The 23491-nt window shown below is 70.3% G+C and carries 22 protein-coding genes, 1 tRNA gene and 1 pseudogene; 17 read left to right on the forward strand and 7 right to left on the reverse strand.

Features of this window, described 5'->3' with window-relative positions:
* Positions 1-3: 3 nt before the first annotated feature.
* The 5 genes from A3Q40_RS05220 to era all read left to right on the forward strand — a co-directional run bounded on the left by A3Q40_RS05220 (position 4) and on the right by era (position 4848).
* Positions 4-801, forward strand: coding sequence for a 16S rRNA (uracil(1498)-N(3))-methyltransferase (locus tag A3Q40_RS05220; RefSeq protein ID WP_068100219.1), 798 nt, complete (start codon positions 4-6; stop codon positions 799-801).
* A 166-nt stretch (positions 802-967) separates the two neighbouring features.
* Positions 968-1978, forward strand: coding sequence for a PhoH family protein (locus A3Q40_RS05225; RefSeq protein WP_068100221.1), 1011 nt, complete (start codon positions 968-970; stop codon positions 1976-1978).
* Between the two features lie 37 nt (positions 1979-2015).
* Positions 2016-2567: an rRNA maturation RNase YbeY gene (gene ybeY, locus A3Q40_RS05230; protein ID WP_068100223.1), complete on the forward strand. Its 552-nt coding sequence runs from the start codon at positions 2016-2018 to the stop codon at positions 2565-2567.
* Positions 2564-3928 carry a hemolysin family protein gene (locus A3Q40_RS05235; RefSeq protein ID WP_068100225.1) on the forward strand — a complete coding sequence of 455 codons (1365 nt, stop codon included), beginning with the start codon at positions 2564-2566 and terminating at the stop codon, positions 3926-3928. Before ybeY ends, A3Q40_RS05235 begins: the two co-directional genes overlap by 4 nt.
* Positions 3925-4848 carry a GTPase Era gene (gene era, locus A3Q40_RS05240; RefSeq protein WP_068100227.1) on the forward strand — a complete coding sequence of 308 codons (924 nt, stop codon included), beginning with the start codon at positions 3925-3927 and terminating at the stop codon, positions 4846-4848. The genes A3Q40_RS05235 and era overlap by 4 nt, the downstream gene beginning before the upstream one ends.
* A gap of 324 nt (positions 4849-5172) precedes the next feature.
* Here era and A3Q40_RS05245 read toward each other — a convergent pair whose 3' ends face one another.
* The gene (locus A3Q40_RS05245) at positions 5173-7536 is read right to left on the reverse strand and encodes an FdhF/YdeP family oxidoreductase (protein ID WP_068100229.1); all 2364 of its coding nucleotides are present in this window, start codon (positions 7534-7536) and stop codon (positions 5173-5175) included.
* 135 nt (positions 7537-7671) lie between these two features.
* Between A3Q40_RS05245 and A3Q40_RS05250 the strand changes: the two genes are divergently transcribed.
* From A3Q40_RS05250 to A3Q40_RS05265, 4 genes are read left to right on the forward strand one after another with little or no spacing between them, the layout of a single operon-like run.
* Entirely contained in the window at positions 7672-8169 is a 498-nt protein-coding gene (locus A3Q40_RS05250) for an SRPBCC family protein (RefSeq protein ID WP_068100231.1), read from the forward strand.
* A gap of 53 nt (positions 8170-8222) precedes the next feature.
* Positions 8223-9026, forward strand: a complete 804-nt coding sequence (recO, locus tag A3Q40_RS05255) for a DNA repair protein RecO (RefSeq protein ID WP_068100233.1) — start codon at positions 8223-8225, stop codon at positions 9024-9026.
* On the forward strand, positions 8980-9789 hold the full coding sequence (locus A3Q40_RS05260; RefSeq protein ID WP_068100235.1) for an isoprenyl transferase: 810 nt from the start codon (positions 8980-8982) through the stop codon (positions 9787-9789). The genes recO and A3Q40_RS05260 overlap by 47 nt, the downstream gene beginning before the upstream one ends.
* Positions 9786-10190 (forward strand): hypothetical protein, encoded by a 405-nt coding sequence (locus A3Q40_RS05265; RefSeq protein WP_068100237.1) that lies wholly within the window; start codon positions 9786-9788, stop codon positions 10188-10190. Before A3Q40_RS05260 ends, A3Q40_RS05265 begins: the two co-directional genes overlap by 4 nt.
* Before the next feature lie 16 nt (positions 10191-10206).
* Here the strand turns inward: A3Q40_RS05265 and A3Q40_RS05270 are convergent, their stop codons facing one another.
* Entirely contained in the window at positions 10207-10614 is a 408-nt protein-coding gene (locus tag A3Q40_RS05270) for a Fur family transcriptional regulator (protein WP_068100239.1), read from the reverse strand.
* Positions 10611-11006, reverse strand: a complete 396-nt coding sequence (locus A3Q40_RS05275) for an ArsR/SmtB family transcription factor (RefSeq protein ID WP_068100241.1) — start codon at positions 11004-11006, stop codon at positions 10611-10613. The genes A3Q40_RS05270 and A3Q40_RS05275 overlap by 4 nt, the downstream gene beginning before the upstream one ends.
* A gap of 206 nt (positions 11007-11212) precedes the next feature.
* On the opposite strand from A3Q40_RS05275, the gene A3Q40_RS05280 reads away from it, so the two are divergent.
* Entirely contained in the window at positions 11213-12598 is a 1386-nt protein-coding gene (locus A3Q40_RS05280) for a glycine--tRNA ligase (RefSeq protein WP_068100243.1), read from the forward strand.
* Between the two features lie 60 nt (positions 12599-12658).
* On the opposite strand, the gene A3Q40_RS05285 is transcribed toward A3Q40_RS05280, so the two are convergent.
* On the reverse strand, positions 12659-14680 hold the full coding sequence (locus tag A3Q40_RS05285) for a TPM domain-containing protein (protein WP_068100245.1): 2022 nt from the start codon (positions 14678-14680) through the stop codon (positions 12659-12661).
* Between the two features lie 171 nt (positions 14681-14851).
* Here A3Q40_RS05285 and A3Q40_RS05290 point away from each other — a divergent pair.
* From A3Q40_RS05290 to dnaG, 7 genes and pseudogenes are all read left to right on the forward strand, one after another.
* A pseudogene (locus A3Q40_RS05290) lies at positions 14852-15748 on the forward strand (ABC transporter ATP-binding protein); the annotation flags it as partial.
* Positions 15745-16524: an ABC transporter permease gene (locus tag A3Q40_RS05295; RefSeq protein WP_068100247.1), complete on the forward strand. Its 780-nt coding sequence runs from the start codon at positions 15745-15747 to the stop codon at positions 16522-16524. The pseudogene A3Q40_RS05290 and the gene A3Q40_RS05295, both read left to right, overlap by 4 nt.
* A 38-nt stretch (positions 16525-16562) precedes the next feature.
* Positions 16563-17723: a sensor histidine kinase gene (locus A3Q40_RS05300; RefSeq protein WP_069973016.1), complete on the forward strand. Its 1161-nt coding sequence runs from the start codon at positions 16563-16565 to the stop codon at positions 17721-17723.
* Positions 17720-18334: a response regulator transcription factor gene (locus A3Q40_RS05305; RefSeq protein WP_068100251.1), complete on the forward strand. Its 615-nt coding sequence runs from the start codon at positions 17720-17722 to the stop codon at positions 18332-18334. The genes A3Q40_RS05300 and A3Q40_RS05305 overlap by 4 nt, the downstream gene beginning before the upstream one ends.
* A 55-nt stretch (positions 18335-18389) precedes the next feature.
* Positions 18390-19094: a YdcF family protein gene (locus tag A3Q40_RS05310; RefSeq protein WP_068100253.1), complete on the forward strand. Its 705-nt coding sequence runs from the start codon at positions 18390-18392 to the stop codon at positions 19092-19094.
* Positions 19094-20380, forward strand: coding sequence for a deoxyguanosinetriphosphate triphosphohydrolase (locus tag A3Q40_RS05315; RefSeq protein WP_068100255.1), 1287 nt, complete (start codon positions 19094-19096; stop codon positions 20378-20380). Before A3Q40_RS05310 ends, A3Q40_RS05315 begins: the two co-directional genes overlap by 1 nt.
* Positions 20381-20481: 101 nt before the next feature.
* Positions 20482-22404 carry a DNA primase gene (gene dnaG, locus A3Q40_RS05320; protein WP_068100257.1) on the forward strand — a complete coding sequence of 641 codons (1923 nt, stop codon included), beginning with the start codon at positions 20482-20484 and terminating at the stop codon, positions 22402-22404.
* Here dnaG and A3Q40_RS05325 read toward each other — a convergent pair.
* The 3 genes from A3Q40_RS05325 to A3Q40_RS05335 all read right to left on the reverse strand — a co-directional run bounded on the left by A3Q40_RS05325 (position 22401) and on the right by A3Q40_RS05335 (position 23455).
* Positions 22401-22637: a hypothetical protein gene (locus tag A3Q40_RS05325; RefSeq protein WP_068100259.1), complete on the reverse strand. Its 237-nt coding sequence runs from the start codon at positions 22635-22637 to the stop codon at positions 22401-22403. The two genes, dnaG and A3Q40_RS05325, sit on opposite strands and share 4 nt — an antisense overlap.
* Before the next feature lie 142 nt (positions 22638-22779).
* Positions 22780-22852 (reverse strand) — tRNA-Asn (locus A3Q40_RS05330).
* A 42-nt stretch (positions 22853-22894) separates the two neighbouring features.
* Complete coding sequence (locus A3Q40_RS05335) at positions 22895-23455, reverse strand: hypothetical protein (protein WP_068100261.1); 561 nt, start codon at positions 23453-23455, stop codon at positions 22895-22897.
* Positions 23456-23491: the final 36 nt, after the last annotated feature.

A 23491-nucleotide genomic window follows, 5' to 3' on the forward strand; every position in this document is an offset into this window, starting at 1 on the left:
TCCGTGGTCGCCAGCGTCTATCACCTGGCCGACGTGCCGGCGGTCGGAGCGCGCGGGGTGTTGGCCGGTCCGGAGGCGCGCCACGCGGTGACGGTGCGGCGCACCGTCACCGGTGAGCACATCGTGCTGTCCGACGGCCGGGGAACGCTGGCCACGGTCGAGGTGACCGGGACCGCGCGCGACACCCTGGACTTCGTCGTCGACGACGTCCGGACGGTGCCCGCGCCGACGCCGCCCGTGACTGTCGTGCAGGCCCTGCCGAAGTCCGACCGGGCCGAGCTCGCCGTGGAGTCGGCCACGGAGGCGGGTGTCGACGTCGTCGTGCCGTGGCAGGCGTCGCGGTGCGTCTCGCGGTGGTCCGGTCCGAAGGCGGAGAAGGGCGTGACCAAGTGGCGCCACGCGGCGCTGGCCGCGGCCAAACAGTCGCGACGCGCCCTCTTTCCCGAGGTCACCGACCTCGCGTCGACGGCCGACGTCCTCGAACTCGTCACCGGATGCGTACGCGACGGCGGGGTGGCGTTGGCGTTGCACGAATCGGCGCGCGAGCCTCTGGCGGATGCCGGGTTGCGCGCCGCGACTCGAATCGTGCTGGTGGTCGGACCGGAGGGCGGTCTGTCGGACGAGGAGCTCGCCGCGCTGTCCGAGGCCGGGGCCCGTCCGACCGTCCTCGGACCGACGGTGCTGCGGACGTCCACGGCGGCGTCGGTGGCGTTGGGCGCGATCGGGGTGCTGACCGACCGGTGGTCGGGCAGGTCGCCTCTCGCGGTTCCGGTTCCGCCTTCGGCGCACCCCACCGAGTAATCGGAATGCGCTGTCGGTGGGCGCGGTTAGACTCGGTGTCAGTACGGACGACGCAGTTCACGAGCGCCGCAGTTCACGAGCACCGAAAGCAGGCCATACCGCACACGTGACAGACAACGTTTCTCGTTCCTCGGCCGCTCGGTCGGCTCGGGTCTCCGCCCGCCCCTTGCTCAGCGAAGCCGCTGTGCCCGCGACATCCGAGTCCTTCGAGCTCGACCCGGCCGTCATGTTCCCGCTGCTCGGATCGGCCGACGAGAACCTTCGCGCTCTCGAACAGGTGCTGTCCGCCGACGTGCACGTGCGTGGCAACGTCGTGACGCTCGACGGTGTGCCGTCGGACATCGCCGTCGGCAAGCGGGTGCTGACCGAACTGGCCGGAGTGGTCGCGGCCGGCGGTCCGGTCACGCCGGACGCGGTGCGACGCACCGTCGCGATGCTGCACGGTGGGGTCAGTGAGAGTCCGGCCGAGGTGCTCAGCCTGGACATCCTGTCGCGTCGCGGCAAGACGATTCGGCCGAAGACGCTGAACCAGAAGCGCTACGTCGACGCGATCGACGCCAACACCATCGTCTTCGGGGTGGGTCCGGCCGGTACCGGCAAGACCTATCTCGCCATGGCGAAGGCCGTGCAGGCACTGCAGGCGAAGCAGATCTCGCGCATCATCCTGACCCGGCCGGCGGTCGAGGCGGGGGAGCGGTTGGGGTTCCTGCCCGGCACGCTGCACGACAAGATCGATCCATACCTGCGCCCGCTGCACGACGCACTGCACGACATGATGGACGTCGAGGCGATCCCGAAGTTGATGCAGGCCGGGATCATCGAGGTCGCGCCGCTGGCGTACATGCGTGGCCGCACGCTCAACGACGCGTTCATCATTCTCGACGAGGCGCAGAACACCACCGCCGAGCAGATGAAGATGTTCCTGACCCGGCTCGGCTTCAATTCCAAGATCGTGGTCACCGGCGACATCACGCAGGTGGACCTGCCGGGCGGCTCGACGTCGGGCTTGCGGGCGGCGACGGAAATTCTCACCGACATCGACGACATCCACTTCGCTCGACTCGATTCGTCGGACGTCGTGCGGCACCGTCTCGTCTCGAGCATCGTCGACGCCTACGACCGCCACGACGCGGCCCGCGGGAACGCCGGACCGAATCGCGCCGCACGTCGCCGGTGATTCCGGTCGGACGCCGACGGTCGTTTACGGTGATCGCATGAGCATCGAGGTCTCCAACGAATCCGGAATGGACGTCGGCGAGGAGGACCTGATCTCCGTCGCGCGGTTCGCCATCGCGCGCATGGACGTCCACCCGGCGGCGGAGTTGTCGATGGTGCTGGTGGACTCGCCCACCATGGCCGATCTGCACATGCGGTGGATGGACCTGCCGGGACCGACCGATGTGATGTCGTTCCCGATGGACGAGCTCGAGCCGGGCGGCCGGCCCGACGCGCCGGAACCCGGACCGTCCATGCTGGGCGACATCGTGCTGTGCCCGTCGTTCGCAGCCGATCAGGCGGAGAAGGCCGGTCACTCGCTGGCGCACGAGTTGGCGCTGCTCACCGTGCACGGAGTGCTGCACCTGCTGGGCTACGACCACGCGGAGCCGGACGAGGAGAAGGAGATGTTCGGTCTCCAGAACAGTCTGCTCGAGGAGTGGTACGAGAGCCTGCGCCGCAGCGAGCGCGAGGCCGCGGCCGCCGAACGCGACAGTCGCCTCCTGGGTAAGACCGGCTTCACCTCGCCCGGTGGTGAGTCCACCCGGTGACCGACGCTCCGGCCCTCATCGTGCTGGCGGTGCTGCTGGTACCGCTGGGAGGCCTGTTCGCCGCCGTCGATTCGGCCATCAACACGGTCTCCTCGGCGCGTGTGGAGGAGATGGTCAAGGACCAACGCGGCGGCGCCGTCGAACTGCTGCGCGTGCTCGCCGACCGGCCCCGCTACGTCAATCTCATGGTGCTGCTGCGCATCCTGTGCGAGATCGGCTCGACGGTCGTCTTCGCGGGTGCCTTGCTGGACCTGCTCGAACCCGCCGTCGCACTCGGCGTCGCCGCGGCGGTGATGGTGGTGGTCGACTACGTCGTCATCGGCGTCGGGCCCCGCACGCTCGGCCGTCAGCACGCCTACTCTCTCTCCCTCGGCGCGGCCTACCCGCTTCGGGCGCTGGGCGTGCTGCTGAGTCCGATCAGCCGGCTGTTGATCCTCGTGGGCAACGCCATCACGCCCGGTCGCGGGTTCCGTAACGGGCCGTTCGCATCCGAGATCGAACTGCGGGAACTGGTCGACCTCGCTCAGGAACGCGGCGTCGTGGCCGCCGAGGAACGCCAGATGATCCAGTCCGTCTTCGAGCTGGGCGACACCTCCGCACGCGAGGTCATGGTGCCCCGCACGGAGATGGTGTGGATCGAACGCGGCAAATCGGCCGGCCAGGCCACCACCCTCGCCGTGCGCAGTGGGCACTCCCGCATCCCCGTCATCGGAGAGAACGTCGACGACATCCTCGGCATCGTCTACCTGAAGGACCTCGTCGAGCGGACCTACACGTCCTCGGACGGCGGGCGGAGCGTCCGGGTCGACGACATCATGCGGCCGGCCGTCTTCGTGCCCGACTCCAAGCCCCTCGACGGCCTGCTGGCCGACATGCAGCGCGACCGGAATCACATGGCCGTGCTCGTCGACGAGTACGGCGGCACGGCCGGACTGGTGACCATCGAGGACGTGCTCGAGGAGATCGTGGGAGAGATCGCGGACGAGTACGACACCGACGAGGTCGCGCCGGTGGATCCATTGGACGACGGCCGAATTCGCGTGTCGTCCCGGCTCCCGCTCGAGGATCTGGGCGAGCTGTTCGACATCGAGATCGACAACGACGAGGTCGACACCGTGGGTGGCCTGCTGTCCTACGAGATCGGCCGCGTCCCGCTGCCCGGCTCGGTGGTCGAGGCGCACGGTCTGCGGCTGATCGCCGAGGGTGGGCGTGACGCCCGCGGCCGCGTGCGGGTGCACACGGTGCTGGCCGAGAAGCTCACCCGTGACGACGAGGACGCCGACGGGGAGTCGGGTCGAGACAGAGGAACCCCCGGATCGGCCGACGGTGCCGAGACGCAGCGTGAGGAGCATCGGAGATGACCGGAACCGACCAGGGCGACGAGACGGAGTTCCGATCCGGCTTCGTGTGCTTCGTGGGCCGGCCGAACACCGGCAAGTCCACCCTGACCAACGCGCTGGTGGGCAGCAAGATCGCGATCACGTCGTCACGCCCGCAGACCACGCGCCACACCATCCGCGGCATCGTGCACCGGGACCACGCGCAGCTGATCCTGGTGGACACGCCCGGGTTGCACCGTCCCCGCACCCTCCTGGGGCAGCGGCTCAACGATCTGGTGCGCGACACCTACTCCGAGGTCGACGCCATCGGGTTCTGCATCCCCGCCGACGAGAAGATCGGCCCCGGCGACCGGTTCATCCTCGAGCAGGTGCGGGCCAACGCGCCGCGCACGCCGGTGGTGGGGCTGGTCACGAAGATCGACAAGGTGTCCAAACAGCGGCTCATGGAACAGCTGGTGGCCGTCTCGAACCTCCTGGGCGGCGACGCCGAGGTGGTGCCCGTCTCCGCCGCGTCGGGCGAGCAGGTCGAGGTGGTGGTCGACGTCTTCGCGTCCGTGCTGCCGCCCGGCCCGGCGTTCTACCCCGACGGCGAGCTGACCGACGAGCCCGAGGACACCATGATGGCCGAGCTCATCCGCGAGGCCGCTCTGGAAGGGGTGCACGACGAGCTCCCGCACTCCCTCGCCGTGGTCATCGAGGAAGTCCTGCCTCGCGAGGGCCACGAGAACATGCTCGACGTCCACGCCATCCTCTACGTCGAGCGGCAGTCGCAGAAGGCCATCGTGATCGGCAAGGGCGGTGCGCGCTTGCGCGAGGTGGGGACCGCCGCCCGGACCCAGATCGAGAAGCTCCTCGGCACCAGGGTCTACCTCGACCTGCACGTGAAGGTGGCGAAGGACTGGCAGCGCGATCCGAAGCAGATGGGCAAGCTCGGCTTCTGAGGGTGGTGCGCGCTGCGCGAAGTTGCGCGGGTTGTAGCCAAGTGCGCGGGTTACAACCGGTGAGGGTGACTGGACCCTGAGCGGGTTGTGGTCGCGGGACCGTTCGACGTTCGAGTCGGAGATGCGCGCTCCGAAGTTGCTCCGGTTCCAGCAACCTGCTCCTGTTGCACCCGGAGCAGGTTGCGGAAACCGAAGCAAGTAGCGAGCTGCACAGGTTGCAGCCACGTCCGCGTGTTGCAACCTGAGCGGGTTCTACTGGTCGTCGGCCACGTGCACCGGTCGCAACCTGTGTGGCTGCAACCGGTGCACCGAGGACCGCTGGGGTCAGGACAGGTGTTCGGGCTGGGGGTGGGACTTGTGCCCCTCGTCCGACCGGACCTGATCCTGCCCGTCACCCGACGCCGCGTGCCGCGCCGAGGCCGGAGTCAGGGACACCACGATGCCCTTGGAGGTGGGGCAGTTGCTCTCCGCCGCAGTGGAATCGAGCGGCACGAGGGGGTTGGTCTCGGGGTAGTAGGCCGCCGCCGAACCCTTGGGCGTGGCGTACTCCACGATGCGGAAGTTCTCCGCGCAGCGCACCCTGTCGTCGCCCTCCCATCGGGTGGTGATGTCGACGAAATCTCCGTCACGGAAGCCCAGTTCGGCGATGTCACCGCGGTGCATGAAGATCACGCGGCGACCGCCTTCGATGCCGCGGTAGCGGTCGGACAGTCCGTAGATGGTGGTGTTGAACTGGTCGTGGCTCCGGAACGTCTGCAGCAGCAGGTGTTTCGGCGGGACCTGCAGCGCCTCGATGGGGGAGACGGCGAACTGGCCGAGACCCGATTCGGTCTGGAACGTCCGCGAGTCCCGCGGCGGGTGCGGCAGAACGAAGCCACCGGGGCGACGGACGTTCACCTCGTACCCCGCACACCCCGGGACGACGCGCGAGATGTGCTCGCGGATGTTCCGGTAGTCGTCACGGAAACCCTTCCAGTCCAACCCGTACCGGTCGCCGATGGTGGCCTCCGCGATCCGGGTCAGGATTTCCACCTCGGACTTGAGGTAGGGGCTCGCCGGCTCGAGCGGACCGCGCGAGGAGTGCACCGAGCAGGTGGAGTCCTCCACCGAGATCCACTGCGGTCCACTGGCCTGGATGTCCTTCTCGGTCCGGCCCTTCGTCGGCAGGATGAGCGCCGTGTCGCCGCACACCAGGTGCGACCGGTTGATCTTGGTGGAGATGTGGACCGTCATCTTCGTGTTGCGCAGTGCCTGGAACGTCACGTCGGAGTCCGGCGCGGCCTGAGCGAAGTTGCCGCCCAGTCCCAGGAAGAAGTGCGCCTTGCCGTCCCGCATGGCCCGAATGGAGTCGACGGTGTCCAGGCCGTTCTCCCGCGGCGGGTCGAAGCCGAATTCCTTCTGGATCGCGTCGAGGAAGTGCTGGGGCGCGCGCTCCCAGATGCCCATGGTGCGGTCGCCCTGGACGTTGGAGTGTCCGCGCACCGGCAGCAGCCCGGCCCCGCGCTTACCGATGTTCCCCTGCAGGAACGCGAGATTGGTGATCTCCTTGACGGTGTTCACCGCGTTGTGGTGCTGGGTGATGCCCATGGCCCAGCAGAAGACGGTGGCCGAGGAATCGCGGAGCATCCGGGCCGCGTCGGTGATGACGGCGCGGCTCAGACCGGTGGTCGCTTCCACCTCCGCCCAGTCGAGCGTCTCGATGTGCTGCTTCCACAGGTCGAACCCGGTGGTGTGCTCGCGGACGAATTCGTGATCGACGGCGCCCCACTCGAGCAGGAGATGCCCGAAGGCCTGGAACAGCGCGAGGTCGCCGTTGATCCGCACCGGCAGGTGCAAGTCCTCGAGATCGGTTCCGGGACCGATCATCCCGCGCGGTGTCTGCGGGTTCTTGAAGTTGATCAGACCGGCCTCGCGCAGCGGGTTGATCGCGAGGATCTTCGCGCCGTTCTTCTTCGCCTTCTCGAGGGCGGAGAGCATGCGCGGGTGGTTGGTGCCGGGGTTCTGCCCGGCCAGAACGATCAACTCGGCGTCGTAGACATCGTCGAGCGTGACGCTGGCCTTGCCGATGCCGATCGACTCCTGCAGGGCGATCGACGTCGATTCGTGGCACATGTTCGAACAGTCCGGCAGGTTGTTGGTGCCGTAGGCCCGGACGAAGAGCTGGTAGACGAACGCCGACTCGTTGGACGCGCGGCCGGAGGTGTAGAACACGGCCTCGTCCGGATCGAGCGCGCGCAGCTGCGCTCCGATGAGGTCGAAGGCCTCGTCCCAGTCGATCTCCTCGTAGTGAGTTCCGCCGGGTCGCTTGACCATCGGGTGGGTGATGCGGCCCTGCTGGCCCAGCCAGTGCTCGCTGTGCGAGTCCAGCTCGGCGATGGAGTGGCGGGCGAAGAAGTCCGGGGTGGCGCGGCGGGTGTCGGCCTCCTCGGCGACGGCCTTGGCGCCGTTCTCGCAGAACTCCGCGGTGTGTCGATGCCCGGGATCGGGATCCGGCCACGCGCAACTCATGCAGTCGAAACCCTCGGCCTGGTTCAGGTCCAGCAGCGTCTTCGCGGTCCGGATCGGACCCATTCGGTCGAGCGACCGATACATCGACACCGCGACGGCGGTGGGCCCGGCAGCATGCGTCTTGGGCTTCTCGACGGACAGATCCGCTTCGTCGTAATCACGCACTCCGCGTGTACTCATGGCCACACTCTCTCTTCGGCTCGTCCCCCCGCATCGGACGTCACTCGACAGTAACCGTGGCATCGGACTGGACATCGGCGATCGGGGTCTTCGCCTTCCGAGTACCCGGCGACGCGCGCGGATACCGTGTCGGGAGTGCGCACTCGAACCGTCTCCGATTCCGTCGTCGTCGCGGCCCCGCCCGACGAGGTCTACGCCGCTCTCGCCGACCCCACCCGCATGGCCCGGTGGAGTCCCGAGAACACCGGCGCCGTCGTCGCCGATCCGCGACGCGGCGGCACCTACGTCGGGATGACGTTCGTCGGCACCAACCGCCGCGGGCCCGCGCGATGGTCGACGCGCTGCGTGGTGACGGCGGCGGACCCGGGGGAGCGCTTCGCGTTCACCGTGCAGGCCATCGGTCCGCACCGGCCGATCCTCCGCACTCCCATCGCCTCGTGGGAGTACCGTTTCGACCCCGTCGACGGCGGTACTCGGGTCACCGAGACCTGGACCGACGACCGTCCGTGGCCGGACGCGCTCGCCGCGGTCTTCGACAAGGTGGCGACGCGGGGCAGCCTCTTCGCGGACTTTCAGCGACGCAACATCGCCCGGACCCTCGCGTCGCTCCAGCGGGACCTCGGCGCGCCCTGAGCCCGTCCCGACGAGATGTGCCGACGTGCCACACTGGACGGCGTGGGTGAGTCGTGAGGTCCTACCGGGATCACGCCGTCGTCCTGCGTGAACACAAGCTCGGCGAGGCCGATCGCATCGTCACGCTGTTGACGCGGGACCACGGGCTGGTGCGCGCCGTGGCCAAGGGCGTGCGCCGCACGACCTCGAAGTTCGGCGCCCGGCTCGGACCGTTCGCGCACATCGACGTCCAGCTGTATCCGGGCCGGAACCTCGACATCGTCACCCAGGTGCAGACGGTGAACGCCTTCGGCGCCGACATCGTCGCCGACTACGCCCGCTACACCACCGGCTGCGCGATCCTCGAGACGGCGGAGCGGCTCGCCGGCGAGGAACACGCCCCCGCTCCGCGGCTGCACTCGCTGACCGTCGGCGCGCTGCGCACCCTCGGCTCCGGGGAGCGGCCACCGGAGTTGGTTCTCGACGCCTTCCTGTTGCGCGCCATGAACTTCGCCGGGTGGGCGCCGTCGCTCACCGAGTGCGCGACGTGCTCGGCGCCCGGCCCGTTGCGGGCGTTCCACGTGGCCGCCGGCGGTGCGGTGTGCACGCAGTGCCGGCCGGCCGGGGCGGCGACTCCGGGCGTCGGCGTCCTCGACCTCATGGCCGCCCTGCAGAGCGGCGACTGGCCCGCGGCCGTCGCGACGGCGGACTCGGTGCGGACACAGGCGAGCGGCCTGGTGGCCGCGCACCTGCAATGGCACCTCGAGCGGCAACTGCGAACCCTGCCGCTGGTCGAGCGCGGTGCCCCCGCGGACAGGACCGTCGGGCAGGATGAGACCCGTGATCCGTCGTCGCGAGCAGCCGACCCCGTCCGATAGTCGCGCCGTGCGCCCGCCGAGCCCGCACCCGTCGGGGGCGCGGGCGCCGATCCTGCAGCCGGAGCTGATTCCGCGCCACGTCGCCCTGGTCATGGACGGCAACGGACGCTGGGCGCAGGACCGCGGGCTGCCCCGTACGGCCGGCCACGAACGCGGCGAGGCGGTGCTCATGGACACCGTGGAGGGCTGCATCGAGATCGGCGTGCGCTGGCTGTCGGCGTACGCGTTCTCCACGGAGAACTGGCGACGCAGTCCCGACGAGGTCAAGTTCCTCATGGGCTTCAACCGCGACGTCATCCGTCGACGCCGTGACGAGATGCACGAGATGGGCGTCCGGGTGCGATGGGCGGGGCGACGACCGCGGCTGTGGCGCAGCGTGATTCGCGAGCTCGAGATCGCGGAGGAGCTGACGAAGGACAACACCGTCATGACGCTGACCATGTGCGTCAACTACGGCGGCCGCGCGGAGATCGTCGACGCCGCCCGCGAGATCGCCCGGCGGGCCGCGGCCGGGCAGCTCGATCCGGAGAAGATCTCCGAGGCCTCGTTCGCCCGCTACCTCGACGAGCCCGACATGCCGGACGTCGACCTGTTCCTCCGGCCCTCCGGCGAGCAGCGCACGTCGAACTTCCTGCTCTGGCAGTCGGCCTACGCGGAGATGGTGTTCCAGGAGAAGCTGTTCCCGGACTTCGACCGCCGCGATCTGTGGGCCGCGTGCGTCGAGTTCGCCTCGCGTGACCGGCGATTCGGGGGAGTGAAATGACCGAGCACGACGTGGTCGCGGCCCTGCAGGACCGGACGCGCGTGATCCTCGGCCAGTTCGCCGACGTCACCGTGGCCGACGACGGCTCGCTCGGCTTCACGTACGCGGGCGCCCTCTGCTCGCTGCGCGCGGTCGCGCTGGGACCGGGTCTCGAGGTGCTCGCGCTGACGTCGGTCCTCGCGTGGGACCGGCCGTCGTCGGGTGGGCTGCGCGCCAAGGTTGCCGCGCGCAACGCCGAGTCCCAGTTCGGATCGATCTCGGTGGTCGGCCACGGATCGCAGGCCGACGTGATCCTGCGCTACACCTTCCCGGCCACCGGACTCGACGACGAGCCGCTCATGACCATGCTGGTCCTGGTGCTGTCCGGCGTCGAGAAGGCGCGCGTGGGCCTGGTGCCCTGAGTCCCGTCCGGCAGTCTCAGTCCTTGGCGGCGCACTCGCTGCACAGGCCGAAGATCTCCGCCGTGTGACTGACGTCGGTGAACCCGTGTTCACCGGCCACGGACTTCGTCCACCGCTCCACCGCGGCGCCCTCGACCTCCACGGTGAAACCGCAGTCTCGACACACCAGGTGATGGTGGTGGCCGGCGGAGCAGCGGCGGTACACCGACTCCCCGGAATCGGTGCGCAGCACGTCGATGGTGCCCGCGTCGGCCATTGCCTGCAGCGTCCGATAGACCGTGGTCAGGCCGATGCCGTCGCCGCGTCGTCGCAACTCGTCGTGCAGGTCCTGCGCCGAACGGAACTCGTCGACCGTGTCGAGCAACTCCGAGATCGCGCTGCGCTGCTTGGTCGACCGGAGGCCGACGGTCTTCGTCGCGCTCATCGACCGGCACCGTCCGTCCCAGCCGCACCCTCGGTCGCCTGCGCAGACCCCTCGGTCGCATGCTCCACGGCATCGACGACGATGTGCGCCAGATGGTCGTCCACCAACCGGTAGAGCACTTCCCGGCCGGACCGCTCGCCGTTCACCACCCCGGCGGCCTTGAGCACGCGCAGGTGCTGGCTGATCAACGGCTGGGTGACGCCGAGGGCACCCACCAGTTCGTGCACACACCGCGCCGACTCGCGCAGCTGCAGCACGATCGCGATCCGAACCGGTGCGGCGAGCGCCCGCAGCAGATCCCCGGCGCCGGTCAGCACCTCCTTGGGCGGCAGATCCGTCGCCGGATGGGGAAGGGTGGAGCCGGGATCCGGCACCGCGTGCGGCACGCTCATCGAGAGAACACCCCGTCGTCGAGTCGTCGTTATTGGAAATCGTAATCATTGTGATATGCGTGATGGCGCATGTCAACCGGGGCGCGTCGCGGACGCGGTGGTCCGCGAGACCCCACCGGGCCGATAGTCTGATGTGTCGCGGCCGGACACACCACGTCCGCGCCCCGCCACCACCGACTCACGACCCGAGATGGAGAACTGGCCCCGTGGCTCCGAAGTCCAAGATCGATACCGTCGCCAACCTGGCCAAACGCCGGGGACTCGTCTACCAGTGCGGCGAGATCTACGGCGGTACCAAGTCCGCGTGGGACTACGGCCCGCTCGGCGTCGAGCTCAAGGACAACATCAAGAAGCAGTGGTGGCGCAACATGGTCACCAGCCGCGAGGACACCGTCGGCCTCGACTCCTCGGTCATCCTCCCGCGTGAGGTCTGGGAGGCGTCCGGTCACGTCGAGACCTTCTCGGACCCGCTGGTCGAATCGCTCCACACCCACAAGCGCTACCGCGCCGACCACCTTCTCGAGGCGTACGAGGAGAAGCACGGCCACCCGCCCGAGAACGGCCTCGCCGACATCCGCGACCCCGAGACCGGTGAGCCCGGCTCCTGGACCGAACCGCGTGCGTTCTCCGGACTGCTCAAGACCTTCCTCGGCCCCGTGGACGACGAGGCCGGCCTGCACTACCTCCGACCCGAGACCGCGCAGGGCATCTTCGTCAACTTCGCCAACGTGCTCACCACGTCGCGCAAGAAGCCGCCGTTCGGCATCGGCCAGATCGGCAAGAGCTTCCGCAACGAGATCACGCCCGGCAACTTCATCTTCCGCACCCGCGAGTTCGAGCAGATGGAGATGGAGTTCTTCGTCAAGCCCGGCGAGGACGAGCAGTGGCACCAGTACTGGATCGACTACCGCATGAAGTGGTACACCGACCTCGGCATCGACCCGGAGAACCTGCGTCTCTACGAGCACGCGCAGGAGAAGCTCTCGCACTACTCCAAGCGCACCGTGGACATCGAGTACCGCTTCGAGTTCCAGGGCAGTGCCTGGGGTGAGCTCGAGGGCATCGCCAACCGCACCGACTTCGATCTGTCGACGCACGCCAAGCACTCCGGCCAGGACCTCAGCTTCTACGACCAGGCCGCCGACGAGCGCTACACCCCGTACGTCATCGAACCCGCAGCGGGACTGACCCGTTCGCTCATGGCGTTCCTCGTCGACGCCTACCACGAGGACGAGGCCCCCAACGCCAAGGGCGGCGTGGACAAGCGCACCGTGCTGCGCCTCGACCGGCGCCTCGCCCCCGTCAAGGCTGCCGTGCTCCCGCTCAGTCGCAACGCCGACCTCACGCCCAAGGCGAAGGACCTCGCGGCCACGTTGCGTCAGCACTGGAACGTCGAGTTCGACGACGCCGGCGCCATCGGTCGCCGCTACCGCCGCCAGGACGAGATCGGCACCCCGTTCTGCATCACGGTCGACTTCGACACCCTCGACGACCACGCCGTGACCATCCGCGAACGTGACTCGATGGCGCAGGAGCGAATCGCCCTCGACCAGGTCGAGGGCTACCTCGCCGCCCGGCTGATCGGCAGCTGACCCCGTGCGCCTTTTGCACATCTCAGGATGTGCAAAAGGCGCACGGGGCCGGAGGCCACTCTAGAACCGGCCTCCGGAGCTCCGGCCGATCCGCCCCGAGCTGCCGGACCCACCGAAGGACCGAGGTCCGCCACCGAAGCCGCCGTAGCCACCGCTGCGGCGGTTTCCGTAGGAGCGGCCCCCACCGAAGCCGCCGCGCAGCACGCTGTCGATCAGCACCCCGGTGAGCACGCCCCCGGCCGTGGACCCGCCGCCGTAGCCGCCGGAGTGGCGCGGCCGCTGCGTCGCCTCCCAGTCGGCGACGTCGGCCTGCGCCGCGTGCGACGCCTGCGCCGACAAGGACAGAGCGGCCGCGGCGTGCTGCAGGGCGCGCGGCGCGTCCGACTCCGCGAAGTGCTGCGCGGCCTGCAGGTGCCGTTCCGCCTCCGCCAACCGTGTGCGCGCCTGGACCTTCACGGCGCCGCTGCGCGAGGCGATGAACTCGTTCGCGGCCCGGACCTGCGCGGACGCCGCCGCGAGATCGCGGGTGAGGCGGGCGCGGGCGTGCTCGTCCCGTTGCTGCGCTTCCGTGGCCGCGGCGAGGGCGTCGTCGAGCGCCGCGTCGGCGGAGACGAGGGCGTGCATCGCCCCCAGCGGGTCGGTGGCGCCCGAGCGCTCCGCACGCTCGATCGCGGCCACGGTCGCCGACCGGGCCGACGCCAACGCCTCGCCGCCGTGCGTCGCCAACCGGTCCGCCGTCGCCACGTCCTCACGGGCGTCGGCGATCGCGGCGGGCAACTGGTCGACAGCCGCCACGATGTCCTCGTCCGCGTGATCGACGGCGTCGAGCAGCGTGCGGGCCCGGGTCAGCGCACTTTCCGCCGTGCGCACGGCGGCGACCACCGGTCCCTGCTGACCGACCGGCTGCGCGGCGGCGTCCCGACCGTCGTCGATCGCCGAATCGGCCAGCGCGAGTTGCTCACGCGCCAGCGCGACGTTGTCGGCCACGGGGGCGAGCACGGACGCGTCGTACCGGGACCGCAGCGATTCCAGCGTGGCCGTACAGCCGTCGAGTCGCGCCGTCTGCTCGACCTGCCGTTGGGTCAGCGCGTCGAGCCGCGCGCCCGCGTCGATCAGCAGGTTGCGAATCTCGTCGAACTCGGCCACCTTCTCGTCCAGCACGCGGTCCGCCTCCGCACAGGAGGTGACGATGCGCTCGACCATCCGGCGTCGTTCCTCCGGAGACTCGGGGATCGCGTCGTCGAGACGTTGACGCAGTTCGTGGGCTTCGGCGAGCGCCCGACGGGCGTCGGCCAACGCCGTCGTGAAGGGGCGGGCGCCGGCCTCGCCGAGCTCGTCCGTGGCCGCGGCCAGTTCCTCGGCGCTGGCGCGGACGGCCTCGTCGGTCTCGGCGAGGATCTCGCGCGCCCGCTCGTCGAGGACGTCGGCGGGCAGAGCGGCCAGCGCGGCCGGATCGCTGCCGTCGACCGTGCGTGCCGCCTCGACCGCCGCGTGACGACGGCGGGCGGTCCGAATGCGTCCGAACGCGATCGCGCCGACGACCACCAGGACGAGGACGGCGAGAGCGACCCACAGTCCGGCCGATCCGGAGCCGGTGGTCGAGACGGCCTTGGCCAGCCCCGTCGCCGCGGCGGTGGCGGCGCCGGCCCACTGCTCCTCGCGCAGGGCGGGTTCGATGCTGCTCTGCTCGAGGTCGGAGATCTCCGAGTTCGAGATGGCGGTCTGGGCCTGCGGGACGTTCAGCGTGTAGGACCGGGCGACGGTGGCGACGGCGAGCAGGATGTCGCGGTCGCCGAAGTCGCTGGCGACGGCGGTGCGCTCACCCCACTGGGCGTACGGGACGCCGGAGAAGTCGTCGACCAGCACCACCCACAGCCGCAGACCCTGGTCGGTGTAGAGCCGATCGACAGCGGCCTCGACCTCGGCGCGGTCACCGTCGTCGAGGACGCCGGAGAGGTCCGTGACCTGCTCCGGGACGCGGAACGGCTCCTCGGCTCTCGCCACACCGCCGCCCAGCAGGGTGGTCAGCAGGATCAGCGCGGCGAGCACGGAGCGGGCCGTTCGCGTCGAGGCCGGAGTCATGGGGGGAACCTACCGCGATCGGACCCGTGACAGTCGTCATGGCGACGTCGTGACGCTCGACCCGGGGACGAGGCCGCCGCGGCGAGCATCGTCGTTCCCATGACACCGAACCCGCACACCGCACCGGCCGTCGAACTCGACGGTCTGCACAAGAGCTTCGGCTCCGTGACCGCGGTCGACGGTCTCTCCCTGACCGTCCGGCCCGGCGAGATCGTCGCCTTCCTCGGCCCCAACGGAGCCGGCAAGACCACCACCCTCGACATGCTGCTCGGATTGACCCGGCCGGACCGCGGCACGGTCCGCGTCTTCGGCGCCGCGCCGCGCGAATCGGTGGCGGCGGGGCGGATCTCGGCCGTCCTCCAGTCGGGCGGCCTGCTGCGCGACGTCACGGTCGTCGAGACCGTGCGACTCGTCGCGGCGCTGCATGCGAGTGCCCGACCCGTCGACGAGGTCCTCGAGCGGGCCGGCATCGCCGACCTCGCCGACCGCGTGGTGGGGAAGTGTTCCGGAGGCCAGCAGCAGCGGCTCCGGTTTGCTCTCGCGCTGCTGCCGGATCCCGACCTGGTGGTGCTCGACGAGCCGACCACGGGCATGGACACCCTGGGCCGCCGTGACTTCTGGGCCGCGATGCGCGCCGACAGCGCCCGCGGGCGGACCGTCCTGTTCGCCACCCATTACCTCGAGGAAGCGGACGCCTACGCCGACCGCATCGTCCTGGTCCGCGCCGGCCGCATCGTCGCCGACGGCACGGCCGCGGAAGTGAAGAACCTCGCGGCCGGACGACGGGTTACCGCCGTCACCTCCGACGTCGATCGGGCTGCGCTGCTGCGCATTCCGGGGGTGGACGACGTCCGCAGCCACGGCGATCGGATCGTCGTCCACAGCACGCGATCGGACCTCGTGGCCCGGTATCTGCTGTCCGCCACGGACGCGCGGGACCTCGAGATCGTCCCGCGCAGCCTCGAGGACGCGTTCCTGGCCCTCACCACCGACACCCGCACCCCCGACACCCGCACGACCGACACCCGCACGACCGCCGACCTCACCGACGCCGGGAGCCCCGCATGACCACCACCGTGGACCGTCCTCGATCCGTGCCCGCCCACGGCGGGTTCAGCCTCCTCTTCCTGGGTCTGGAACTGCGCCGCCTGCTGCGCAATCGCCGCACCCTCGTCTTCACCCTCGTGATTCCGCCCGTCTTCTTCGCCGTCTTCGGACTCTCCGGCGACCTCCGCACGGAGACGGTCGGCTCGGCCAACGTCACCGGCTACGTCATGGTGAGCATGGCGCTCTACGGTGCGATGCTCGCCACCACCAGCGGTGGCGCGATGGTCTCGATCGAGCGCGGCGTGGGGTGGACTCGTCAGTTGCGGCTCACGCCCCTCGATCCCGTCGCGTACGTCGCCACCAAGATCCTCGTCGCCATGGCGCTGGGACTCGTGTCGGTCACCACCGTGTTCGTCGTCGGCGCTCTCACCGGAGCCCATCTCACCGCCACCGCGTGGGTGACCTGCTTCGTCCTGGCGTGGCTCACCTCCGTCGTCTTCGCCGCCTTCGGCCTCTTCATGGGCTACGTGCTGCCGTCGGAGAACGTCATGCAGATCCTCGGGCCCGGTCTGGCGTTGCTCGCCTTCGCCGGCGGACTGTTCGTCCCCGCGAGCGGATGGTTCGCCGACGTGGCGAGGGTGGTCCCGACGTGGGGTGTCGCCACCATCGCCCGCGCTCCGATCGGGGACGTGACGGCGGCGAACCTCGGCGAGGCGATCGTCAACGTCGTCGTGTGGACGGCCGTGTTCGTCCTCGGAGCCCGGGTGATGTTCCGCCGCGACACCGCTCGTGGTTGACCACGCGCGGCCGACGGGACGCGTCTAGCGTGGCGACGATGACGGACATCGTCGCTACGCTCGTCGGGGAAGAGGACGAGCGCCGGCAGCGCCGGGGGTGGCTGTTCAGCGCCATCTGGCTGGCGTTCCTCGTCTACCCGCTGGACCGGATCCGGCAGTACCGGGGGCCGTGGGAGTGGACGCTCGTCGGCGTCGTGTCGCTGGCCGTCTTCGCCCTTGTCTTCGTCCTGGGTTTCCGAGAGTTCCGCCGCCGCCTGCACGAGGAGGACCGGCGGCCGGAACAGACTCGGCGTGCGTGGGTCGTTCTCGTCCTGCTCACTGTCCTGCTCGTCCTCGTGGTCCCGGCCGCCGGGGACTCCGTGCTCACCGGATCGGTGTACATCGCGGTGTTCGGCATCATCACGCTGCCGGGCCGCGCCGGCGTCGCCGTCGTCGCCGGCGTGGCGGCCGCCGTGGAGATCCTGCCGCGAGTGGTCGACGGATGGACGCCCGACAACTCGGCGGCCATCACGGTGGTCGCCGCGGCCATGGCGGCCTGGGGAGTGCGGACCTTGGTCCAGCGCAACGCCCAACTGCTGGAGGTACGGCGGCGCCTCGCCGACCTTGCCGTCGTCGCGGAACGGGAGCGCCTCGCCCGCGACGTACACGACATCCTCGGACATTCGCTCACCGTCGTCACCGTGAAGGCCGAGCTGGCGGGGCGCCTGATCGAGCTCGATCCCGGGCGCGCGGCCGCGGAGATCGCCGACATCGAGGCGCTCACCCGGCAGGCCCTCGCCGACGTCCGGTCGACCGTCGGCGGGTTCCGACACCTGCGGCTCGACGAGGAGGTGCTCGGGGCGCGCAGCGCACTCGACGCGGCGGCGATCGAGCTGCGCCGGATCGGACGCGTCGACGACGTTCCCGACCACCGGCGCGAACTGTTCGCCCGTGTGCTGCGCGAGGCGGTGACCAACGTGGTGCGCCACAGCGGGGCGTCGACCTGCACGGTGGACCTCGGACGCGACCGCATCAGCGTGGAGGACGACGGTGTGGGGCCGGTGGGCAGAGCCGACGACACGGTGCCGGGAGTCGACCACGAGCCCGCCGGCTCGGGACTGAGCGGGTTGGCCGACCTGGTGCGCGATGCCGGCGGGACACTGACGATCGCCCGTGGCACCCGCGGCGGGTTCCGGGTGACCGCGGAGGTGACGACGTGACCGACTCCATCAGGTTGTTGCTCGCGGACGACCAATCGCTCGTCCGTGGAGCGGTCGCTGCCCTGCTGGGACTCGAGCACGATCTCGAGGTGGTCGCCGAGGTCGGCCGCGGCGACGAGGTGGTGCCGGCCGCACGGGTGCATCGCCCGCACGTCGCGCTCCTCGACGTCGAGATGCCCGGCGGCGACGGCATCGAGACCACCGCAGCACTGCGCGCCGCCGTGCCCGATTGCCGGGTGCTCGTGGTGACCACCTTCGGTCGACCCGGCTACGTTCGTCGCGCGCTCGACGCGGGCGCGAGCGGATTCGTCGTCAAGGACACCCCGGCGCGTGCCCTCGCGGACGCGGTACGGCGGGTGCACGCCGGTCTGCGCGTCGTCGACCCGACGCTCGCCACCGAGACGCTGACGGCCGGGACGTCGCCCCTGACGGCGCGCGAGCGGGACGTCCTGGTCGCGGCGCGCTCGGGCGGGACGGCGTCGGCGATCGCGCGGGAGCTCCACCTGTCGGAGGGCACGGTGCGCAACCACCTCTCGGCCGCGATCGGCAAGACCGGGGCTGCCACGCGGGCCGAAGCCGTACGGGTGGCGCTCGACAACGGGTGGCTCTGACCGCTTCGCGCGCCGCACACGTCGGTCACAGGTGCGGCTGGCAAACTGGGTCGCGATGAGTACGGACTACTACTACGACGACCGCGACGGATACCGCGACACGGCCACCCGACCACCCCGGCTGGGGTTCGGGGGCACGCTGGCGCGGTGGATCCGTCGGCTGATCGCGGGCGTCGTCCTGGTGGGACTGCTGGTGGTGCTGGGCACGGCCGTCCGCGTGTGGCAGGTGGCGCGCATCGACGATCACACGCCGTCCGACGCCATCGTGGTGCTGGGAGCGGCTCAGTACGACGGCGTGCCGTCGTCGGTGTTCGAGGCGCGGCTCGCGCAGGCCTCGGCGCTCTACCAGGCCGGTATCGCCCCGCTGGTGGTCACCGTCGGCGGAAAACAGGTGGGGGACAACTACACCGAGGCCGCGTCGGGCCGCACCTACCTCGTCGACCAGGGGGTGCCGGCGCAGGACGTCGTCGCCGTCGAGGAGGGCTCGGACACGCTGCGCAGCATCGAGGCGGTGGCCGCCGAACTGCAGAGCCGCGGCCTGAATCGGGTGACGCTGGTGAGCGACCCGTGGCACTCGTTGCGGACGCGCACCATGGCGCAGGACGCCGGTCTGGACGCGTGGACCTCGCCCACCCGGCAGGGACCCGCGGTGTACACGCGGGAGTCGCAGATCCACGGAATCGGCCGGGAGACAGCGGCTCTGCTGTGGTACCAGCTCACCCACCACTCCGCGGACTTCTCCTACACGGCAGGACAGTGATGGCCGGCCGGCCTGCGACCGACACCTACACCGACGCCGACGTCGACCGCCGGGTTCCGGAGGCACCGAAGTCCGCCGGCCTCGCGCCGGAGTCGGCCGCCGAATCGCGCGGTGCGTTCGCCCGCGACCGCGCTCGGGTGCTGCACTCGGCGGCACTGCGCAGACTGGCCGACAAGACCCAGGTGACCGGTCCGCGGGAGGGCGACACGCCGCGCACGCGGCTGACCCACTCGCTCGAGGTGGCGCAGATCGGCCGCAGCATCGCCGACGGCATCGGGTGCGATCCCGACCTGGTCGAGCTCGCCGGGCTCGCCCACGACATCGGTCACCCGCCCTACGGCCACAACGGTGAGCGCGCGCTCGACGAGGTCGCCGCGTCCTGCGGCGGCTTCGAGGGCAACGCGCAGAACCTGCGCATCCTCACCGCGCTGGAACCGAAGGTGCTCGGCGACGACGGTCGTAGCGCCGGACTCAACCTCACCCGCGCGTCCCTGGACGCGGCCATCAAGTACCCGTGGACCAGGCCGTCGCCGGGCGCCAAGTTCGGCGCGTACGACGACGACGCCGCCACCCTGGCCTGGGTGCGCGCGGGGGCGCCGGAGCGGCGGCAGTGCCTCGAAGCGCAGGCCATGGACTGGGCCGACGACGTCGCGTACTCGGTGCACGACGTCGAGGACGGCGTCATCGCCGGGCGCATCGACCTCCGTTCGCTCGCCGATCGGGCCGAGCAGGACGCGTTGGCCGACCTCGCGATCCGCGAGTTCCGCGGCCTGGACCGCGACCTGATGTGCGAGGCGGCGCAACGACTGTCGGAGCTGCCGGTGGTCTCCGACGCCGCCGGGTACGACGGCACTCTGGTCCGCTCGGTCGCCCTGAAGCGCATGACGAGCGAGCTGGTGGGGCGGTTCACCACGGCCGCCGTCTCCTCCACCCGGGAGGCCGCCGACGGACGCGCGGTCCGGCGGTACGACGCCGACCTCTCCGTACCCGAGCTGGTCCGCGCGGAGGTGGCGTTGCTCAAGACGATGGCGCTCCGCTACGTCATGTCCGACGACGGTCACCGCCGCCGCCAGGACCGCCAACGCGACCGCATCCACCGCGTCGCCGCGTGGCTGCTGCACTCCGCGCCCGCCTCGCTCGACCCGATGTTCCTGCCGGCCTGGTCCGCCGCCGGTGACGACGCCGCCCGCACCCGCGTCGTCGTCGACCAGATCGCGTCCTGCACCGAGTCCCGGCTCGAACGCATCGACGCCGCCAGCCTCGGCGCGCAGGCGTCGTGGGGTTAGAGCGGCCCGCTCGTGGGGTCGGAGAGCGGCCCGCTCGTGGGGCTGGAGAGCGGCCCGCTCGCCCGTGCGGGGCCGTCGGACCGGACGCCTAGACTGTCCCGGTGGCCGGCCGAATACCCGAACGAGACATCGCGGCCGTTCGTGAACGGACGCGCATCGAGGACATCGTCGGCGAGTACGTCGCCCTGAAGGCGCCGCGCGGCGATTCGATGATGGGCCTGTGCCCGTTCCACGACGAGAAGACGCCGTCGTTCCACGTGCGGCCGAACCACGGCACGTTCCACTGCTTCGGGTGCGGCGAGGGCGGGGACGTCTACACGTTCCTGCAGAAGATGGAGCACATCAGCTTCGTCGAGTCCGTCGAGCAGCTCGCCGACCGGCTGAACTACCGGATCGACTACGAGGGCGGCGGTACCTCCGTCCAGCGGGACCGCGGCACGCGGGCGCGTCTGGTCGCGGCCAACGCTGCGGCGCAACAGTTCTACGCCGAGCAGCTCGGATCGCCCGAGGCGCAGGCCGCACGGGACTACCTGACCGAGCGCAACTTCGATGCGGCGGCCGCGCGGTTGTTCGGCTGCGGCTTCGCTCCCGGCGGCTGGGACACGCTGACCAAGCACCTGCTGAAGAAGGGGTTCGAGTTCGCCGAGCTCGAAGCCGCGGGGCTGGCGCGGCAGGGCAAGCGGGGTCCGATCGACCGGTTCCACCGCCGACTCCTGTGGCCCATCCGCAACCTCGCCGGCGACGTCATCGGCTTCGGCGCCCGCAAGATCTTCGACGACGACACCATGCCCGGCAAGTACGTCAACACGCCGGAGACGTTGCTGTACAAGAAGTCCCAGGTGCTGTTCGGTCTCGACCTGGCCAAGAAGGACATCGCCAAGGGGCATCAGGCCGTCGTCGTCGAGGGGTACACCGACGTCATGGCGATGCACCTCGCGGGCGTCACCACCGCCGTCGCGTCGTGCGGCACGGCATTCGGTGACGACCACCTCGCGTTGCTGCGTCGGCTGCTCATGGACGACAAGTTCTGGCGCGGCGAGATCATCTACACCTTCGACGGCGACGAGGCCGGGCAGGCCGCAGCGATGAAGGCGTTCTCCGGCGATCAGAAGCTCGCCGGACAGACGTTCATCGCCGTCGCGCCCGAGGGAATGGACCCGTGCGATCTACGGCTGCGCCAGGGCGACGCCGCCGTACGCGACCTCGTGGCTCGTCGTACTCCGTTGTTCGAGTTCGCCATTCGGGGCGCGCTCGCCGAGTGCAACCTCGATACCGCCGAGGGGCAGGTGGAGGCGCTGCGCCGCACCGTACCGATGGTCGCGCAGATGAAGGACCGCGCGCTGCGGGACAACTACGCTGCGCGCCTGTCCGGCTGGGTGGGGTGGATCGACGAGCGCATGGTGGTCGGGCGGGTCCGCGAGGAGGCCGCGAAGATCGCCAAGGGCGCCGCGCCCGCACCGTTGCGTCGCCCGTCCCGGCCGACCGAGGATTCCGCCGCGCCGGCCGGGCCGGCTCACCCGCGTCGGGACGATCCGACGTTGTGGCCCCAGCGGGAGGCGCTCAAGGCGGTGATGCAGCACCCCGGTATCGCCGGCTCGGTGTTCGACTCGCTGCCCCCGGAGACCTTCGGTCACCCGGCGTACGCCGCGGTCTCGGACGCCGTCCGGGAGGCCGGCGGCACCGCGGCGGGACTCGGGGGAGGAGAGTGGCTCGACGCCGTCGGCAAGAAGGCCGAGGCGAAGGGCCTGCGGTCCCTGGTGACCGAGCTGGCGGTCGAGCCGATGCCCATCTCGGAGGAGGCGACCCCGCGCTACATCTCGGGCGTGCTGGCTCGGCTGCAGGAAGTCTGGGTGGGCCGTCAGGTCGCCGAGCTGAAGTCGAAGCTCCAGCGCATGTCGCCGATCGAGAAGCCGGAGGACTACAACGCGCTCTTCGGCGACCTCATCGCGCTCGAGCAGTATCGCCGCAGCCTGCTCGAACAGGCGGTGGGCAGCACCACCGACGCGGAGTTCCCCGCGATCTAGAGCTGGTCGCGCGGGACGAACACCTGCGTGTCGTCGTACTGCTTCATGGGCTCGAGCTTCGGCTGGGTGTTCAGCGAATCGGACAGCTTCTGCCGGCCCGCGGTGACGATCTTCTTGGTGGCCGGGCTCGAGGCGACGGCCTTGGTGGCGCGGGAGATCTGCTCGTACCGACCGCGGCCGGCTTTGGTGCCGAGCACGTATCCGGCAGCGACGCCGACCAACAAACGCATCATGAGTGCAGCGGTCCTCTCGGTGGTCGGGTGACGGGGTGTCCATCCTGCCCGATGTCATACCCCCGTGCGTGCACCCCACCCCTCGGGCGGAGACACGAGAAAGCCCCGGACCGATCGAGCGCGATCCGGGGCTTGTCGAAAGCTCCCCCATCTGGACTTGAACCAGAAACCCTTCGATTAACAGTCGAATGCTCTGCCAATTGAGCTATGGGGGAATGCTGCAGCCGGTGCGTGACCGGCCGAGAAGAGACTCTAACTCATAGCACCCGTGCACTGCCAAATCGCCTGGTGCCACCGGCTCTCCACACTCCGACCAGGGCGAAGACGAGCAGCACGACGCCGGATCCGACACCCGCGGTCAGGTCCGTCGCGACGGCGGGTGCGCCCGCGAACGCCAGGACGAGCCCGGCCACGCCGAGGGCGGTGAGGGCCCCGCCGAGGACGTGGAAGAGCCGTAGCCGCCACAGCACCGCGAGCACCACGAAGTGCACGCCGACGACGGTGGCCACCCACGCGACCCCGGCCTGTGGGTGTCCGGCCGCTGCGACGACGCGCACGCCGACCACGATGGCCACCACCTCGGCCGCGACGACGGCCCAGTAGCCGCGCCCGAACGGGCGCACCGAGGGCGGAGTTGACGGGGCCGGACCGCGCGCGATACCCACCAGCACCAGCGCCGCGGCCGCCATCGCCGCGACGACGAGCACCACTCGGACGGGTGTCGGCGACGTCGCGGAATTCACGAGCACGAAGACGAGGCCGAACACGGCACCGATCAGCGAGCCGAGGTGCTGGGGAGCGAGGCGTCGAGGGGCCATACCCGTCAGTCTGTCTCAGGATCGGTCCGGTGACGG

It is taken from the genome of Rhodococcus sp. PBTS 1, assembly GCF_001620025.1.
GTDB classification, from domain to species: domain Bacteria; phylum Actinomycetota; class Actinomycetes; order Mycobacteriales; family Mycobacteriaceae; genus Rhodococcoides; species Rhodococcoides kroppenstedtii.

Coding starts and splice junctions, on each gene's coding strand:
- ybeY (WP_068100223.1), top strand. CDS start 2,016: ATGAGCATCGAGGTCTCCAACGAATCCGGAATGGACGTCGGCGAGGAG.
- era (WP_068100227.1), top strand. CDS start 3,925: ATGACCGGAACCGACCAGGGCGACGAGACGGAGTTCCGATCCGGCTTC.
- A3Q40_RS05245 (WP_068100229.1), bottom strand. CDS start 7,536: ATGAGTACACGCGGAGTGCGTGATTACGACGAAGCGGATCTGTCCGTC.
- A3Q40_RS05260 (WP_068100235.1), top strand. CDS start 8,980: ATGAGACCCGTGATCCGTCGTCGCGAGCAGCCGACCCCGTCCGATAGT.
- A3Q40_RS05265 (WP_068100237.1), top strand. CDS start 9,786: ATGACCGAGCACGACGTGGTCGCGGCCCTGCAGGACCGGACGCGCGTG.
- A3Q40_RS05270 (WP_068100239.1), bottom strand. CDS start 10,614: ATGAGCGCGACGAAGACCGTCGGCCTCCGGTCGACCAAGCAGCGCAGC.
- A3Q40_RS05275 (WP_068100241.1), bottom strand. CDS start 11,006: ATGAGCGTGCCGCACGCGGTGCCGGATCCCGGCTCCACCCTTCCCCAT.
- A3Q40_RS05285 (WP_068100245.1), bottom strand. CDS start 14,680: ATGACTCCGGCCTCGACGCGAACGGCCCGCTCCGTGCTCGCCGCGCTG.
- A3Q40_RS05295 (WP_068100247.1), top strand. CDS start 15,745: ATGACCACCACCGTGGACCGTCCTCGATCCGTGCCCGCCCACGGCGGG.
- A3Q40_RS05300 (WP_069973016.1), top strand. CDS start 16,563: ATGACGGACATCGTCGCTACGCTCGTCGGGGAAGAGGACGAGCGCCGG.
- A3Q40_RS05310 (WP_068100253.1), top strand. CDS start 18,390: ATGAGTACGGACTACTACTACGACGACCGCGACGGATACCGCGACACG.
- A3Q40_RS05315 (WP_068100255.1), top strand. CDS start 19,094: ATGGCCGGCCGGCCTGCGACCGACACCTACACCGACGCCGACGTCGAC.
- A3Q40_RS05325 (WP_068100259.1), bottom strand. CDS start 22,637: ATGATGCGTTTGTTGGTCGGCGTCGCTGCCGGATACGTGCTCGGCACC.
- A3Q40_RS05335 (WP_068100261.1), bottom strand. CDS start 23,455: ATGGCCCCTCGACGCCTCGCTCCCCAGCACCTCGGCTCGCTGATCGGT.